Below are 15,818 nucleotides of genomic sequence, written 5' to 3'. Positions count from 1 at the left end.
TCCCCAAGCGACATACACGCATTACGTGTACATTATGGTGGTGCATAAAGCCCAGCAAGCACATGGCAGACGCCAGTGCTCGGATGGCATTTTTTCGCGCAGAGTCAAATTTCTGTGCATGTCAGCAGTGCTCAGGCGATGAAGCGGACGGAGGTAGCGCCGGTCTCCCAAGTGGCGGCCAAGTTAACAAAAACAGGGGCGTAGACTTGATTTGCGCAGCTCGACATCAGACTGCAACCGAGCGCGTCTTTTTTGGAACGCTGTCGATGCGACGTATCAGATTGGCTGTTACCACAAGGGTCGTGCAGTCTGTCCGCGGATACAAAATGGCCGTCGTTTTCCGGGACTCAGCGCAGCGATAAGAAGCGGACCATTGTGCGACTGTTTGAGGGCCATTTCCGATCTGCATTTTTCGCACAGTTCGCATGAAGCTGCTGATCAAATGCCCGACACACCAAACTGCGCTACCCGCCGCGTGTTGACCACTTAAATAGGCAAGTTCGAAGCCTGGTCCACTTTGGTCAGCGAAGACCTTGCCAAAACCAAGTCAATAGGCGGAGATTTCGACAACCGTTTTCGAACCGCGATGAGCCTTTTGGCAAGCCTCTAGTAATAAAGAGAAAAAGACAGAGCAGAGGATGGCTAAACCGTGCTCAAACTCGCTTGCGCAGCCCCATCACGCATGGCCGAGACAAAAGGTTCGCACCAAAAAAAACACCTTACCTCACGAGGCCTTAGGTGATTTTGACCACGATACAGAGAGTGTGGCGGAGGCTGTGGGATTCGAACCCACGGGACGCTCTCACGCCCAACGGTTTTCAAGACCGCCGCATTCGACCACTCTGCCAAACCTCCGGTGCGACGTGCTTTAGGGTGGCGAATGCGATTCTGCAAATGCTCACGCCGCCGTGGAAATTTGCCGATCTGCGAATCACCTGCTTTTCAGAAGGTGCAGTTCACGCTATCATTGAGGGTGAACCTTGCATAAGCAGGGCACCAATCTGTGCCGGACGCGGCACCAAAACAGCCCAAAACAGGGCGCACAGGCAACAGCAGGCAAGGACTTGGTCCATGAGCAGACTTTCATCCCGTTCCACATTTCGCAGCGGTACGGCTGCACTATTGGCGCTCGGCCTTTTGGCCGGATGCAACGAAAGCGGCCAGTTTGTCGCCATGGACGCGTTCAAACGCTCAAATACATCCGTTGAAGGCACGCCCAAAACAGGCGCGCCTGTCAAAACGGTCGAGCGTGAGGTGGAGGCGCCCGACGTGTTTTCCGCCACCGAAGCGGGACTTTGGGATGGGCGCCCGTCGCTTGGCGGTGTGTGGGTCGCGCACCCCGATGTCACTGACCCCGAGCGCGTGATTATCCGCAACACCGAAAACGACCAATTCGTCGTGGGCGCCCTGTTCCGCCGTGAGCGTGACATCCCGGGCCCGCGCATTCAAATAAGTTCGGATGCGGCCGAAGCTTTGGGCATGCTCGCGGGCGCCCCGGCACAACTGAACGTCACAGCCCTGCGCAAGGAAGAAGTGTCGGTTGAGCCCGAGGCAGCGCCTGTCGACGCGGAATCCGTAGCAGCTCCAGCTGACGTCGAAACCACAACGCTTGATCCCATTGAAGGCGCTGCTGCAGCGCTTGATGCACCCACCCCAGCGGCGCAGGGCATACAGCCTGCCGCGACCATCGAACCCACCCCGGCAGCCGCAACGGCGGCGCCACGCGCCTCCACCCTCGACAGGCCGTTCATCCAGATCGGCATCTTCTCGGTCGAGGCCAATGCCGAACGTACCGCCAAGCAGATGCGCGGTGCCGGGGTTATCCCAACCGTGAAATCCTTTGAACGCGACGGCAAACCGTTCTGGCGCGTCGTTGTCGGCCCCGCTGGCACCGCGTCCGAACGCAGCCAGCTGCTGAAAACCATCAAGGGCGAAGGGTTCACAGACGCATACGCCGTCACCAACTGACCAGGAGCAATTCACCCGTGATCCGCCCTCTTGCTGCCGCCGCACTGCTGATTGCAACGACCGCCCTGCCCGTCACCGCGTTTGAGACGCGGGCGACCACAGCCTATGTCATCGACCACACAACAGGCACTGTGTTGCTGAACAAGAATGCGGACGAGCCGATGCCGCCCGCATCCATGTCCAAGCTGATGACGCTTTACATGGCGTTCGAGGCCGTACAGCGCGGACAATTGTCAATGACGGACGAGTTGGTCGTGTCCGCCCATGCCCACAGCTTCGGCGGATCGACTATGTTCCTGAAACAGGGCGAACGAGTCACGGTAGAAGATCTCATTCGCGGTATCATCGTGTTGTCTGGCAATGACGCCTGTGTCGTCATCGCCGAAGCGCTCAGCCCGGATGGAACCGAGGCCGGTTTCGCCCGCCTGATGACCCGGCGCGCGCAGGAAATGGGCATGACCAATTCCACTTTTGCCAATTCCAGTGGTTGGCCGGCGGCAGGGCACCTGATGTCGATGCGCGATCTGGGTCTGCTGGCACAACGTCTGATCACGGACTATCCGGAATTCTACCCGATGTTCGCGGAAACCGAGTTCCTCTTTGACCCCAACGAAAGCGCCAACCGCTTCAACCGCAATCCGCTGCTTAACCTTGGTATCGGCGCCGATGGGCTCAAGACCGGGCATACGCAAGAAGCGGGCTATGGCCTCACAGGCTCCGCCAAGCAGGGCGAACGCCGTGTGGTGTTTGTCATTTCGGGCCTCGATACGGTTGAAAGCCGCGCGCAGGAATCCGAAGCGATCGTCAACTGGGCCTTTCGCCAATTCGCGGAACGCACCGTGGTCGAGGGCGGCACGCGTGTCGCCACGGCCCGCGTATGGGAAGGGGCAGAACCCGAAGTGGGCTTGGTGCCCGAAGAAGACGTGACAGTCCTGCTGCCCATCCTCGCCGGAAAAACCGTAAGCGCCGAGGTCGTCTATACAGGCCCCGTGCAGGCACCGATTGCGGCAGGAACGCCCTTGGGTGAACTTATCATTCAACCCGAGGGTCTGCCCGAAGTGGTCATTCCATTGCTGGCCGAAGCGGACGTACCCCATGGCGGTTTCCTTGCCAAGATCTCGACAGCCGCGCTGTCGCTGATCGAACGCTTTAACGAGGAAACCGCGCCAGAAGGTGGCGCGTGACGTCAAAAGGGCACTTTATCACTTTCGAAGGCATCGACGGCTCCGGCAAATCCACGCAAGCGCGGTTGCTGGCCGATCACCTGCGCTGCCTAGGCTACGACGTGGTCCTGACCCGCGAACCGGGTGGAAGCCCCGGCGCAGAGGAGATAAGGGCACTCGTCCTACAAGGCGACCCGGATCGCTGGTCTGCTGAAACCGAATTGCTGCTATTTACGGCTGCAAGGCGCGACCACATGGAGCGTCTGATCCAACCCGCCGTGGATGCAGGACAAATCGTAATCTGCGACCGCTTTGCTGACAGCACCCGCATGTACCAGGGATTGAGCCGTGGCGACTTGCGCGCCAAGGTCGATACACTGCATGAGCTGATGATCGGGCAAGAGCCTGACTTAACGATCCTGATCGACATGGACCCGGGCCAGGGCCTGGCCCGCGCCAAGGGACGTCAGGGAACAGAGGAACGGTTCGAGGACTTCGGCACCGAACTGCAGGAAAAGATGCGCGCGGGGTTCCTTGCCCTCGCCAAGGAGTTCGCAAGCCGTTTTCGCACGATTGATGGCGGACAGGACGTTGATGCCGTCGCGCGGGATGTGCAGTCAGCAACCGCCTCATACCTCTCCTCACCTAGTTGAAAACGGCCTCGGATGTAGGCGCCATGCGCTCGGGGGCTGGCCCCCCTCCCAACTCGAGTGATAGGTCATACCCTATGGCCGAAGAAACCCAAGACCCAACACGCATTCCCGGTGCACCGCACCCGCGCGAAACAGTCGAGCTTATCGGCCAGGACGACGCACAAGGCGCGTTCCTCGATGCGTTCAATTCCGGCCGTTTGCATCATGCGTGGCTGTTGACCGGCCCGCGCGGGGTCGGCAAGGCAACGCTTGCATGGCGCATCGCGCGCTTTCTTCTTGCGACCCCCGATCCGGATCCCGACGACATGTTTGGCGCGCCGGTGCCAAGAACCTTCGATGTGTCGCCAGAACACCCCGTGGCGCGCAGGATTGCAGTAGGCGCAGACCCGGGTCTGAAATCTGTTCATCGCACCGAGAACGAAAAAACCAAGCGCGTGCGGGACCAAATCACCATTGAAGATATCCGCGCACTTGGGTCTTTTTTCCAGCTGAGCGCCACTGATGGCGGGCGTCGGGTCGTCATCATCGACGCGGCGGACGACATGAACGTCAACGCAGCCAACGCCCTCTTGAAGATGCTGGAGGAGCCGCCCGCACGCACGACACTGCTGCTGATCTGCCACCAGCCGAGCCGCCTATTGCCAACCATAAGATCACGGTGCCGGACCTTGCGCCTTGGCACGCTTGATCCGCGGCAGATGGAGCAAGCGATGACCCAGGCTGGCGTGGACCCTGGCCCTGACGCGACAGCGCTCGCAGAGTTGAGCGCCGGATCGGTCGGGGACGCCCTGCGCCTTTCTCTGCTTGACGGGCTCAAGATCTATCGCGAAGTCATCCAGCTTCTGAGCAGCCTGCCGAACCTTGACCGAGGCCGAGCACTTGCCCTCGCCGAAGCCGCCGCAGGGCGTGGTGCCGAGGACAAGCTGGATCTTCTCTACACGCTGATCGACGTTGCGCTGGCCCGCCTCGCACGGACTGGCGCTCTAGGTCACCCGCCGCCGGTCGAAGCTGCACCGGACGAGGCGGCCATACTGATGCGCCTTGCGCCCCATGCAGGGCACGCGCGCGCCTGGGCGCAAACGGCCCAAACCGCACTGACACGCGCCCGCCACGGCAGGGCAGTCAACCTTGACCCTGCCGCACTCGTCCTAGATACGCTGTTCAAGCTATCCGAGACGGCCCCCGCCCGATGACCCCAGAAATCACCGACAGCCACTGCCACCTCGATTTTCCGGATTTTGAGGGCCAGATTCCCGACATCGTCGAGCGCGCAGCCGCCGCAGGCGTGACGCGCATGGTCACGATCTGCACCAAATTGCGACTGGAACCCCAAGTCCGCGCCATTGCCGAGGCGCACGCACCCGTTTTCTATGCCGCCGGAACACATCCCATGAGTGCGGCAGATGAGCCGCTCGCCACCACGGAAGAACTGATCGCCTTGGCCCGGCATCCAAAATTTGTCGGCATCGGTGAAAGTGGGCTGGACTATCATTATACGTCGGACAGCGCCGACATTCAAAAACAGTCGCTGCGCGTCCACATTGCGGCAGCCCGAGACACCGGCCTGCCTCTTATCATCCATGCGCGTGCCGCAGATGATGACATGGCCCACATCCTGGCAGATGAGTACAAACAGGGTGCCTACACCTGCGTGATGCACTGTTTCTCTTCATCACGCGATCTGGCGCAAGCCGCCCTCGACCTTGGCTTTTACATTTCGATGTCCGGCATCGCTGCATTTCCGAAGAGCCAGGACTTGCGCGACATCTTTGCCGCCGCACCCATTGACCGCATCCTGGTGGAAACCGACGCCCCTTACCTTGCGCCACCGCCTCATCGAGGCAAGCGCAACGAACCCGCCTTTACCGCGCATACCGCGCGCATCGGAGCGGAGACCATGGGCCTCGACTACGCCGAATTCGCGGCACACACGCAAACGAACTTTGACCGCCTGTTTTCCAAGGCGGCAGCCTACACGGTCGCCGCATGAACGATACGCTCACCTTCACAATCCTTGGCTGCGGCTCGTCCGGTGGCGTGCCACGATTGGGCGGGCATTGGGGAGACTGCGACCCCAGCAACCCCAAGAACCGGCGGCAACGCTGTTCCATGCTGGTTGAGCGCAAGGGCGATGCCGGTACTACCACCGTACTTGTCGATACCTCACCCGACTTACGCAACCAGCTTCTCATGACCGGAACCGGCCGCCTTGATGGCGTGATCTATACCCACGCCCATGCCGACCACGTGCACGGCATCGACGATCTGCGCATGATCGTCTTCAACATGCGCGAACGGCTGCAGGTCTGGGCAGACGGAGACACGCAAGACGACCTGATCAGCCGCTTCGGCTATGCGTTTGTGCAACCCAAGGGGTCGCCCTATCCACCTATTCTCGAGCTGAACACGATAATGGGCGACACGGTGATTGACGGCCCCGGCGGTTCGATCACCTTCACCCCTTTCAAGGTCAATCACGGCACCATTGACGCTCTTGGCTTTCGCATCGGCGATGTCGCATACCTGCCGGACGTTGCGACAATCCCCGACGACGTGTGGGGCCATCTCGACAACCTCGATACCTGGATTGTCGACGCGCTGCGCCGCGCCCCGCATCCGACGCACAGCCACCTAGACAACACGCTTGAGTGGATCGACCGTGTCAAACCCCAACATGCCATTCTCACAAACATGCACATCGACCTCGATTATGACACGGTCCTTGCCGAAACACCCGATCATGTCCAGCCCGCCTATGACGGGCTGACGCTGACGCGACCTGTATCCTGACCTTCCCTGTTTTCAAAAAATCCCCGCCGGAGGCTCCCGCCCTCTGACCCCGTCGCAAAGGCCTGATCATGCAAGCGCTCCTCGACGTCATTCTGCCCGTCTTTCTGGTCATCGGGTTTGGATATGTTGCTGTGTGGCGTGGTTTCTTTACAGAAAGCGGCATTGATGGCCTGATGAAGTTCGCCCAGAACTTTGCGATCCCGTGTCTGCTGTTCTCGGCCATTGCAAATCTGGACCTGTCGACCAGCCTCGATCTGCGTCTCTTGAGCAGTTTTTACGTTGGCGCCGCAGCCGGTTTTGCAGTCGGGACGGCGGGCGCCTTCTACATATTCAAACGCAATATCGAAGACAGCATCGCCATCGGCTTTTGCTGTCTGTTCTCAAACTCGGTCCTTCTGGGTCTAGCGATCAACGAACGCGCCTATGGCCCCGAGGCGCTGTCCGGTGCCTTTACCATCATCGCATTCCATTCGCCCTTCTGCTACGGGCTGGGCATCACCGCGATGGAAATTGCGCGCAACCGTGGTCAAAGCCCGCTCATCATGGCTAAGGGCGTCGCAATCGCCATGTTTCGCAACGTGCTCGTTCTGGCAATCATTGCCGGTTTTGTCGTCAACCTGAGCGGTGTGACGATCCCCGGTGTCCTGCAGGACGGACTGGACCTGGTCATCCGCGCGGCGTTGCCAACCGCACTGTTTGCCCTGGGCGGCGTTCTCATCCGATACCGCCCCGAGGGCGACGCGCGAGTGATCGCGATGGTCTGCGCGATTTCGCTGCTCCTGCATCCGGCCATCACCTTCATGCTGGGCAACGCGCTCGCCGTGCCAGCCGATACGCACAAAACCACGGTCCTCACGGCGGCGATGGCACCGGGTGTCAACGGCTACATCTTTGCCAACATGTATGGCCGCGCAAAGCGTGTCGCGGCAACATCCGTGCTGGTTGCAACTGCGCTGACTATCCTGACGGCATGGATGTGGCTTGTGGTTCTGGGATAGACAGTTTCGCCCTGCGAGCCCGCGCCAATTCTGCGTTCAAGGCACCACCCAGCAATACGAGATAGGCGCTGATGAACAGCCACATCAGCATCACGATGACAGCACCGATGGAGCCGTAGACTTCGTTGTAATTGCCGAAATTCTGCAGGTAGACTGAAAATCCCGTCGATGCGGCCAGCCAGAAGATGGCCGCAAACGCCGCACCCGGCGAGATCAGACGCGGACGCTGGCCAGACAGGTTCGGACCAAGCCTGTAAATCAGCGCAAAGCCAACCAGCAAAACGCCAATCCCAACCGCCCACCGCAAAAGCTCGACCCCGAAATTTGCCCATGGTCCAAGGGGCAAAAATGCTAGGACGACGGGCACGATAACGATGCAGGCCATCGCAGTCAGGACCACGCCGATCAGGCTGAGCGTCAACAGAAACGCCCGTATATAATGGGACAGCCCTGAGCGATTGGGCGCGTCGTAAATAGCATTCAAACCCTGCATGAGTGCTGCCACACCGGCACGCGCCGACCAAAGGGCGAAACCGAATGACAAAAGGGACGCCCAGCCCAGCGTGAGGCCATCGGTGGTCGACAGCTTGATCAATTGCGCCGCAAGCAAAGCGTAGACATCCGCCGGGATCAGTGCCTGGAATTCTTCCATCTGCTGAAGCGCCAAGGCAGGATCGCCCACAATCCCCCACAAGGCAATCGTTGCCGCGATACCCGGAAAGACGGCGAGAATGGCATAGAATGCGACACCGGCCGCGATCAGGCCAAGACGCTTTTCATTATTCAAGCGCACGACGTGCCGAACAGCGCGCCACCACAATGCGGGGTCTTTCGGCGGGACGTTGCTGGTTTCTGAATGCGTCATCACGGGTGAACGTACGAAACGCGCATTGGTTTCTCAATGTGGATCCTCGACCTGCCGAAACATGCACTGCAACACGGACCGACAGTCGTGACATGCCCTATCGCATGCTTGAGAAATGGTGCGGGCGGGGAGACTCGAACTCCCACACCTTGCGGCGCCAGAACCTAAATCTGGTGCGTCTACCAATTCCGCCACGCCCGCAACACGCGCTCCAATAGCAAAGAGCGCGCGGGGAGGCGAGACGTATTTGTCGAAAAATCACACGACATTAAGCGGATGTTGAGGTAAGCTATGCCCAACCTAGAGGCAGGTTACAGAAAGAGAGACGCCATGAAACCGAATACGGTCGGGCGCGAAATGGTCGGGCGGATGCCCGCTTTGCGCATTGACATAGCGCATGTCGGACTTGTGTCCGGCACGCTGATTTTAACATCCGATGGTGAGATCCCGGTCGAGTACCTCTCGGCAGGCGATCGCGTGATCACGCGGAACGCCGGACTTGTTCCGCTGGTCGCAACGCAGTCCTACAGGACCACGGACGAAGCGGTGAAAATTGCCGCCGGGTCGCTGGGTGATACGAAACCCACGCACAACGTCATCATCCCCGCCGCCCAGATGGTGCTTGTGCGTGACTGGCGTGCCCGGGCCATGCGTGGTGCAGCGCAGGCGGTCATGCCCGCAGGATGCCTGATTGACGGCGAGTTCATCACATCGCTGGGTCCGCGCCAGATGACATTGGTCCGGCTGGGTCTTGACGCGCCGCATGTGATCTATGCCGACGGTCTGGAATTGTCGGTGCCCGCAATGACCATGACGGGCGCGGAAGCAGCCTAGCTCTCAAGTTTACGCAGAACTTGCGGCAGCATTTCCGGCAGGTCCTCGGCGATCAAGCCGGGGCCGAAAATGCGCGCACATTCCACATGCAGCCACACGGCTGTTTCGCAGGCCTCCATTGGCTCGAACCCGCGCGCAAGAAGGCCCGTGATAAACCCGGCCAGAACATCTCCGGAGCCAGCGGTTGCCAACCAGGGTGCTTCGCGGCCACGCGCGGCGGCATGGATCGAACAGCGGCCATCGGGATGCGCGATCACCGTATCCGGCCCCTTGAGCAGCACAACCGCTCCGCAGCGCTGTGACGCATCGCGTGTTGCATTTACATGTGAGTAAGCGGAATCCTTAGCCGGGACGGCATTCAGTCTTTCGGCAATGTCGGGAAACAGACGCGCAAACTCGCCCCCGTGCGGTGTCAGCACCGCATGTTCATTCAGCGCCTGCATGCGGCGCATGTCCTGTGCGACGAGCGTCAACGCGTCAGCATCCAAAACAACGCGTCTGGTAAGGCGGAGGTGTCCTCCGCCCAGCACTGCATCCACAAGCGAAGCGGCGTAACTATGCAATCCCAGACCCGGACCCAAACACAGCGCATTGAACCGCTCATCGGAGAGCACTGCAGCCAGTCCATCTGCATCCGCAACCCTTGCAAGCATCAGCGCAGTGATCTGCGATGCCACCTCCATCTGTGCCGAAGGTGGGGCACCCAGCGTGACCAGCCCCGCCCCAATCCGCAAGGCGCCACGGGCAGCGAGGCGGGCAGCACCCGTTCGACCCGGGCTACCGGTCAGAACCAACGCATGGCCATAATCGAACTTGTGACCGGATGTTTTTGCCAAAGACTTCGGCGCTTCAACACTGCGTGGCTTCTCAGAGCTTGGGATCTCGCCGGGACCGGTTGGATTCACTGCGTGAGAGCCATCCGGGCCTGATGCCTCGGCGCTAGACTTGGGCGGTTCATCAGTCATTCAAGCCGATATCCTTGACCACAACAACGCCGCATACCTCGGGGCCCAGTCCCGACACATGACCACGCTTTGCCGCGTGGAACGTCACAGTCAAGTTTGCAGGCAGAGCGGTGCCACGCTCGGCCCCTGTGTCGGAACACAGACCCGATGGTATATCCACCGCCACGATTGGAACACAGGTGCCGTTTGATGACAGCGCTTCAGTGAAATCCTGCGCGAGATCTTGGACCAAATGCGGCGTGTCACGAGATAACCCGATGCCGAAGAGGGCATCGACCACAAGCTCAGATTCAAAATGCGCAGCGTAAAGAGCGTTCATTCCATCCGCGAAGCTACGGTGGCCAACCGACGTGACCGGACCGTCCTTTGTCCAGCGCCCATAGTTGGTTTTCGCGTCCGGTGGCAGCTTGTCGGCATCGCCATATAGAAATACATCAACATCCCAACCACGCGCCTTCAACAATCGCGCCACAACGAACCCGTCACCTCCGTTATTGCCGGGCCCGCACAGCACAACAGCCCGATGCGCGCCCTCACCCAATTCCGGCCATTCCTCCAACACGGCCTCCACGACACCCGCTCCGGCACGCTCCATCAGTTCAAGCCCCGTGACTTTGCCCGACTCGATGGCGGCCTGTTCAAGCGCTCGCATCTGCGCCGCTGTCACCAGTTCCGTCATGCCGAAATCCTTAAAGTTTTCATAACGCATATTTTTTGTGCGGAAAGCCTAGTTTGAAGGCGCATGCCTCACAATCCGTCCGCAGCACACCTATTCTCTACCCCATGCCATGGACGTTCCAAACCCGGAAATGGTCCATCCCATTCCAAGGCGCGACAAAGGGAGGCCAGCCCCATGAAAAAGATCGAAGCAATCATCAAGCCGTTTAAGCTTGATGAGGTGAAAGAGGCCCTGCAAGAGGTCGGCGTCCAGGGTCTGTCGGTCATCGAGGTTAAGGGGTTTGGTCGTCAGAAAGGCCACACAGAACTCTATCGCGGCGCGGAGTATGTGGTCGATTTTCTGCCCAAGGTGAAGGTCGAAGTCGTCCTAGACGACGATCAAGTCGATGCTGCCATAGCCGCCATTGTCGATGCCGCCAAGACCGAGAAAATCGGCGACGGAAAGATCTTTGTCACCCCAATCGAACAAACCATCCGCATCCGTACCGGCGAAACCGGCTCGGACGCACTGTAAACTTACCAAAAGTCAGGAAGGACCAATAGGAATGGCCAACCCCGTTCTCGATATGATCAAGGAAGAAGGCGCCGAGTACGTCGACATCCGTTTCACCGACCCGCGCGGCAAGCTGCAGCACGTGACCGTCATGGCCGACCAGGTCGACGAAGACTTCCTTGAGGAAGGCTTTATGTTTGACGGCTCCTCCATCGCGGGCTGGAAATCCATCGAAGCCTCCGACATGAAGCTGATGCCCGACCAGAACAGTGCTTATGTCGATCCGTTCTATGCGGAAAAAACGATCTGCGTGCACTGCTCGGTCGTGGAACCCGACACAGGGGAAGCCTATGATCGCGACCCCCGCGGCACAGCCGAAAAGGCCGAAGCTTACCTGAAATCCTCCGGCATCGGCGACACGGCCTTCTTCGGCCCCGAAGCTGAATTCTTCCTGTTCGACGACGTGCGCTTCTCGAACTCGATCAACAAGGTGTCTTACGAAGTTGACGCGACCGACGCGTCCTGGAACACCGACACCGAATACGAGATGGGCAACATGGGCCACCGTCCGGGCGTCAAGGGCGGCTACTTCCCCGTGAACCCTACGGACGAAAGCCAGGACCTGCGGTCCGAGATGCTGTCCACCATGAAGCGCCTCGGCATGAAGGTCGACAAGCACCACCACGAGGTGGCGTCCTGTCAGCACGAGCTGGGCTTGATCTTTGACAGCCTGACAAAACAGGCTGACGAGCTGCAGAAGTACAAGTATGTCATCCACAATGTCGCCGCCGCCTACGGCAAGTCGGCCACGTTCATGCCCAAGCCCATCGCGGGCGACAACGGCACCGGTATGCACTGCAACATGTCGATCTGGAAAGACGGCAAGCCGCTGTTCGCTGGCGACAAGTATGCTGATTTGTCGGACGAAGCTCTGTACTTCATCGGCGGCATCCTGAAGCACGCGAAAGCGCTGAACGCCTTCACCAACCCGTCGACCAACAGCTACAAGCGTCTGATCCCCGGCTTCGAAGCTCCTGTGCTGCGCGCCTACTCGGCCCGCAACCGCTCAGGCTGCGTCCGGATCCCATGGACCGAGTCGCCCAAAGCCAAGCGCGTCGAAGCCCGCTTCCCCGATCCGTCGGCCAACCCCTACCTGTGCTTTGCAGCTCTGCTAATGGCTGGCCTCGACGGCATCCAAAACAAGATCCACCCCGGCGATCCTTCGGACAAGGACCTCTACGATCTGCCGCCGGAAGAGCTGGCCGGTATCCCGACCGTCTGCGGTTCGCTGCGCGAAGCCATGGAAGAACTGGAAGCCGACATGGACTTCCTGCTAGCTGGTGACGTGTTCACCAAAGACCAGATCGAGGGCTACATCGCGCTGAAGATGGAAGAGATCGAAACATACGAGCACACGCCGCACCCGGTTGAGTTCGGCATGTACTACAGCTGCTGATCCTCCCTGGCAGTTGAAACTCAAGGCGTCCCACAGCGGGGCGCCTTTTTTGTTGCTGCCGCGCAAGACTCTTCAGCATTTTTAACGACCCGCTACTCAGTGCCTGCCAACATGAAGCAACCAGCCATATGCCGATTGCGCGCATGTTCTGGCATACCGAGACATTCCCATCGCAAAGCAACACGGTCGAACGTCGGCTGGACCAACGTTAACTCACACAATTAGATGTTGAGAGTGTGTACACTTGCGGGAACTTCAAAAGGCGATCTCAAAGAGCTCTAGCGGCAATGGCGCTAACCATTCTGCTGCGATTGCAAGCAAAATTAAACCTCCTTAAAACAGCATCATAACTCTACGCTGCCGAAAAAATGAGCGTAATCTCGCCGATCCTGCTGCAACGCAGCGGTGGTCGTGTATTCCTTACTTGCATCTGACCCTCTGCAAGCGGACGATAGCACCATTATAAGTTTAGGAATGGTGAATTTTATGACGACAACTCAATTCTGTCTCCGCGTTTGCGTCGCTGCCTCGGTTATTATGGGGCTGCACATGATCCTTACGCACATGGCCTAACGGCACACCCGGAGAAAAGGCTTGGGGCAGCGTGTACCAACGCGATACTCTGCCCCAGACGTGTCAGAGGGAGGCTAAAAGATGTATCCGAAACACTGGATCGGTGGCGTTTTCGCGGCCGTGCTGTCGCTGGGTGCGCCTGTTGCATATGCACAATGCGGCAATACATCCGCTGGTTTTGAGGCGTGGAAATCCGGTTTTGCCTCGGATGCCCAGCGTGCAGGGGTTCAATCGCGTGGTCTGCAGGCGCTTGCCAATGCAACCTACGCCAACCGCACCATCGCTGCTGACAGGAATCAGAAGTCGTTCCGCTACAGCCTGGACAAGTTCATGCAGGTTCGGGGCGCCGACACGATTGTCGCACAGGGAAGAAAACGCAAAGCACGGAGTCCCGACTTTTACGCTGCGCTGGAACGCCAATACGGGGTGCCCGCCGGTGTCTTGATCGCAATCCACGGGATGGAAACAGCCTTTGGCGGGTTCATGGGCGACAGTTCCGTCGTGTCGGCCATTCTCACGCTGACCTACGACTGCCGCCGTTCGGACTTTTTCAAACCCCACGCTATCGGCGCACTGAAACTGGTCGACCAAGGGTCCATCACCGGCGCGACGAAGGGCGCAAAACATGGCGAGTTGGGTCACACGCAATTCCTGCCCGGCAACGCACTCACCTACGGTGTGGATGCCAACGGCGATGGCCGAGTCGACCTCTACAACCAGACAGACGCGCTGGCCTCGACTGCGAACTTTCTGCGGCAAAAAGGGTGGAAACCTGGCCAAGGCTACCAGCAAGGACAGCCAAATTTTGCGGTCATCAAGCAATGGAACGCCGCCACGGTTTATCAGCAATCCATCGCCATCATGGGCGCGCGCATCGACGGATAGCGACCACATCCCGAGCGCAGGCGCGACATGGCGCTTGCGCTTGCGCACATATCGACATAATGCCAGCGTCATAGGGTTCAGGCCCCTGCCCTCCGCATCGTGGTGAAGTCCTGGTTATCAGACCCCTTCAACGGTCGCAGCCTCGGCAATGCGGAGCCCCGAAACGCCACACCCATGCGACCGGAGAACGGAGCTGGATATGGATATCCCCCTTCCTTCACGATCTGCGCTGAAGGCGCAGGCGAAACGATTGCGGCAGACGGTCAACGCGACCGGTACGCCGCTCACCCACGCCCAGGCGCTTGAGGCGGTCGCCCACCAGTGGGGCGTACGGGACTGGAACACGCTGAGTGCGCAGGCGCAGGACGCACCGCAGCATGGCTACTTTCCCGGCCAGCGTGTCAACGGCCGGTATCTTGGTCATCGTTTCAGCGGTGTCGTCAAATCGGCGCGCCTGATGCCGGGCGGTCGACACGCTCTGACACTGCGCTTTGATGACGCGATCGACGTTGTCCATTCACGTCAGTTTTCGGCGTGGCGGAAACAGGTGAATTGCGTTGTGAACGGTACGGGCCGCTCAGTTCGCGCAACGTCGGATGGACAACCACATGTCGTGATACAGGATGCCTGGTCTGGCGCATGATAACTTGCAACACGGATGTGCCGCCTCCCTATACGAGCGGCGGCACATCTGCACGGGCCAAAACATAGGTGTGGATAACAAAAACAACGGCCCGGCTGTGCGGCAACCGCAGCAACGTCTGGCGTTCCGTCCGATAATAGGGGCCGTCCTGCAATCCAGCGCCCACACGCCGGGGCGCATTTTCTGACCGCGGCTGGAAGAGTTCCGGATCCTCGTACCAAAGCTGATTGAACCGCCACAGCGGGCGCCCCACATGGATCCCGTCAAACAAGCGCTGAACGCGCCGCGCCATGTCGTCTGTGTAGTCTTCGACAGGGATGTGGATTTCGGTCAGTGGACGCCCGGCCTTTTCGCCAAGCTGCCACGACGCAGGAAAACATAAGACAGCGCCCGTCAGCACATGCTCTTCTCCGCACTGTTGCATCAATACGAAATCGTTCTGGCACAAGCGCCCAAGTGTTGCCATCGGCGCGACCCGATCAATGCGCACGAGGCGCCCGTCCGGGCATCGAGCGGAATTCGCCAGCACGTCAAAGCCGAGTTCAGGCAATAACTCCAATACCATGGTCAAAAGCTCATCAGCCGCCGGATGCGCATCAGGTTCGAGGTACAAGACATCTGCCGGATGCGCCGCCAGCAGATCCTCGCGCCGGGCCATCTGCTCTGCATAGGCTTCATCTACCCGCAGCCACGGTCCGGTCTCTGGCCGAATACCGGGCAATGCACGCGACATGCGCATGTCTTCAGGCAAGTGGGTTTGCAAAATCGCAGCCATACCGCGTTGTGACATGCGGATTGCGACGCCTCTAGCGGAAAAAAACGCCAAATCGCTGTCGGAAACTGGCAATTCGCCG

The 15,818-nt window shown here is 59.5% G+C and carries 14 protein-coding genes, 2 tRNA genes and 1 pseudogene; 12 read left to right on the top strand and 5 right to left on the bottom strand.

The genetic code is table 11. The features are described from left to right. Nucleotides 1-765: 765 nt before the first annotated feature. Nucleotides 766-855 (bottom strand) — tRNA-Ser (locus tag FD715_RS19095). 216 nt (nt 856-1,071) lie between these two features. Here FD715_RS19095 and FD715_RS19090 point away from each other — a divergent pair. The 7 genes from FD715_RS19090 to FD715_RS19060 all read left to right on the top strand — a co-directional run bounded on the left by FD715_RS19090 (nt 1,072) and on the right by FD715_RS19060 (nt 7,572). Then, nucleotides 1,072-1,968 (top strand): SPOR domain-containing protein, encoded by an 897-nt coding sequence (locus FD715_RS19090; protein WP_147113773.1) that lies wholly within the window; start codon nt 1,072-1,074, stop codon nt 1,966-1,968. A gap of 17 nt (nt 1,969-1,985) precedes the next feature. Beyond that, nucleotides 1,986-3,152: a D-alanyl-D-alanine carboxypeptidase family protein gene (locus FD715_RS19085; protein ID WP_147113769.1), complete on the top strand. Its 1,167-nt coding sequence runs from the start codon at nt 1,986-1,988 to the stop codon at nt 3,150-3,152. Next, nucleotides 3,149-3,784, top strand: a complete 636-nt coding sequence (tmk, locus tag FD715_RS19080) for a dTMP kinase (RefSeq protein WP_147113766.1) — start codon at nt 3,149-3,151, stop codon at nt 3,782-3,784. The genes FD715_RS19085 and tmk overlap by 4 nt, the downstream gene beginning before the upstream one ends. 74 nt (nt 3,785-3,858) lie before the next feature. Next, complete coding sequence (locus tag FD715_RS19075) at nt 3,859-4,977, top strand: DNA polymerase III subunit delta' (protein ID WP_147113763.1); 1,119 nt, start codon at nt 3,859-3,861, stop codon at nt 4,975-4,977. Then, on the top strand, nt 4,974-5,774 hold the full coding sequence (locus tag FD715_RS19070; RefSeq protein ID WP_147113759.1) for a TatD family hydrolase: 801 nt from the start codon (nt 4,974-4,976) through the stop codon (nt 5,772-5,774). The genes FD715_RS19075 and FD715_RS19070 overlap by 4 nt, the downstream gene beginning before the upstream one ends. Beyond that, entirely contained in the window at nt 5,771-6,574 is an 804-nt protein-coding gene (locus FD715_RS19065) for an MBL fold metallo-hydrolase (protein WP_147113756.1), read from the top strand. Before FD715_RS19070 ends, FD715_RS19065 begins: the two co-directional genes overlap by 4 nt. Before the next feature lie 68 nt (nt 6,575-6,642). Beyond that, nucleotides 6,643-7,572: an AEC family transporter gene (locus FD715_RS19060; protein WP_147113753.1), complete on the top strand. Its 930-nt coding sequence runs from the start codon at nt 6,643-6,645 to the stop codon at nt 7,570-7,572. Here the strand turns inward: FD715_RS19060 and FD715_RS19055 are convergent. Together FD715_RS19055 and FD715_RS19050 are read right to left on the bottom strand one after the other, a co-directional pair. Further along, nucleotides 7,532-8,437, bottom strand: coding sequence for a YihY/virulence factor BrkB family protein (locus FD715_RS19055; protein ID WP_147113750.1), 906 nt, complete (start codon nt 8,435-8,437; stop codon nt 7,532-7,534). The two genes, FD715_RS19060 and FD715_RS19055, sit on opposite strands and share 41 nt — an antisense overlap. 116 nt (nt 8,438-8,553) lie before the next feature. Then, a tRNA-Leu gene (locus tag FD715_RS19050) sits at nt 8,554-8,638 on the bottom strand. A gap of 129 nt (nt 8,639-8,767) precedes the next feature. On the opposite strand from FD715_RS19050, the gene FD715_RS19045 reads away from it, so the two are divergent. Continuing rightward, on the top strand, nt 8,768-9,271 hold the full coding sequence (locus FD715_RS19045; protein WP_223274980.1) for a Hint domain-containing protein: 504 nt from the start codon (nt 8,768-8,770) through the stop codon (nt 9,269-9,271). Here the strand turns inward: FD715_RS19045 and FD715_RS22845 are convergent. Further along, a pseudogene (locus FD715_RS22845) lies at nt 9,268-10,915 on the bottom strand (NAD(P)H-hydrate dehydratase). The gene FD715_RS19045 and the pseudogene FD715_RS22845 overlap by 4 nt on opposite strands. Nucleotides 10,916-11,089: 174 nt before the next feature. On the opposite strand from FD715_RS22845, the gene FD715_RS19030 reads away from it, so the two are divergent. From FD715_RS19030 to FD715_RS19015, 4 genes are all read left to right on the top strand, one after another. After that, on the top strand, nt 11,090-11,428 hold the full coding sequence (locus FD715_RS19030; protein WP_039683188.1) for a P-II family nitrogen regulator: 339 nt from the start codon (nt 11,090-11,092) through the stop codon (nt 11,426-11,428). A 31-nt stretch (nt 11,429-11,459) separates the two neighbouring features. Beyond that, nucleotides 11,460-12,863 (top strand): type I glutamate--ammonia ligase, encoded by a 1,404-nt coding sequence (glnA, locus tag FD715_RS19025; RefSeq protein WP_039683190.1) that lies wholly within the window; start codon nt 11,460-11,462, stop codon nt 12,861-12,863. 654 nt (nt 12,864-13,517) lie between these two features. Then, nucleotides 13,518-14,321: a lytic transglycosylase domain-containing protein gene (locus FD715_RS19020; RefSeq protein ID WP_147113740.1), complete on the top strand. Its 804-nt coding sequence runs from the start codon at nt 13,518-13,520 to the stop codon at nt 14,319-14,321. Between the two features lie 199 nt (nt 14,322-14,520). Beyond that, nucleotides 14,521-14,964, top strand: coding sequence for a glyoxalase superfamily protein (locus tag FD715_RS19015; RefSeq protein ID WP_147113738.1), 444 nt, complete (start codon nt 14,521-14,523; stop codon nt 14,962-14,964). Between the two features lie 28 nt (nt 14,965-14,992). Here the strand turns inward: FD715_RS19015 and FD715_RS19010 are convergent, their stop codons facing one another. After that, nucleotides 14,993-15,697 (bottom strand): DUF3445 domain-containing protein, encoded by a 705-nt coding sequence (locus tag FD715_RS19010; protein ID WP_223274979.1) that lies wholly within the window; start codon nt 15,695-15,697, stop codon nt 14,993-14,995. Nucleotides 15,698-15,818 lie beyond the last annotated feature (121 nt).

Origin of the sequence: Tateyamaria sp. syn59 (genome assembly GCF_007995245.1) — a bacterium.
GTDB lineage: Bacteria > Pseudomonadota > Alphaproteobacteria > Rhodobacterales > Rhodobacteraceae > Tateyamaria.
This window is presented reverse-complemented; position numbering and strand designations above follow the sequence as displayed.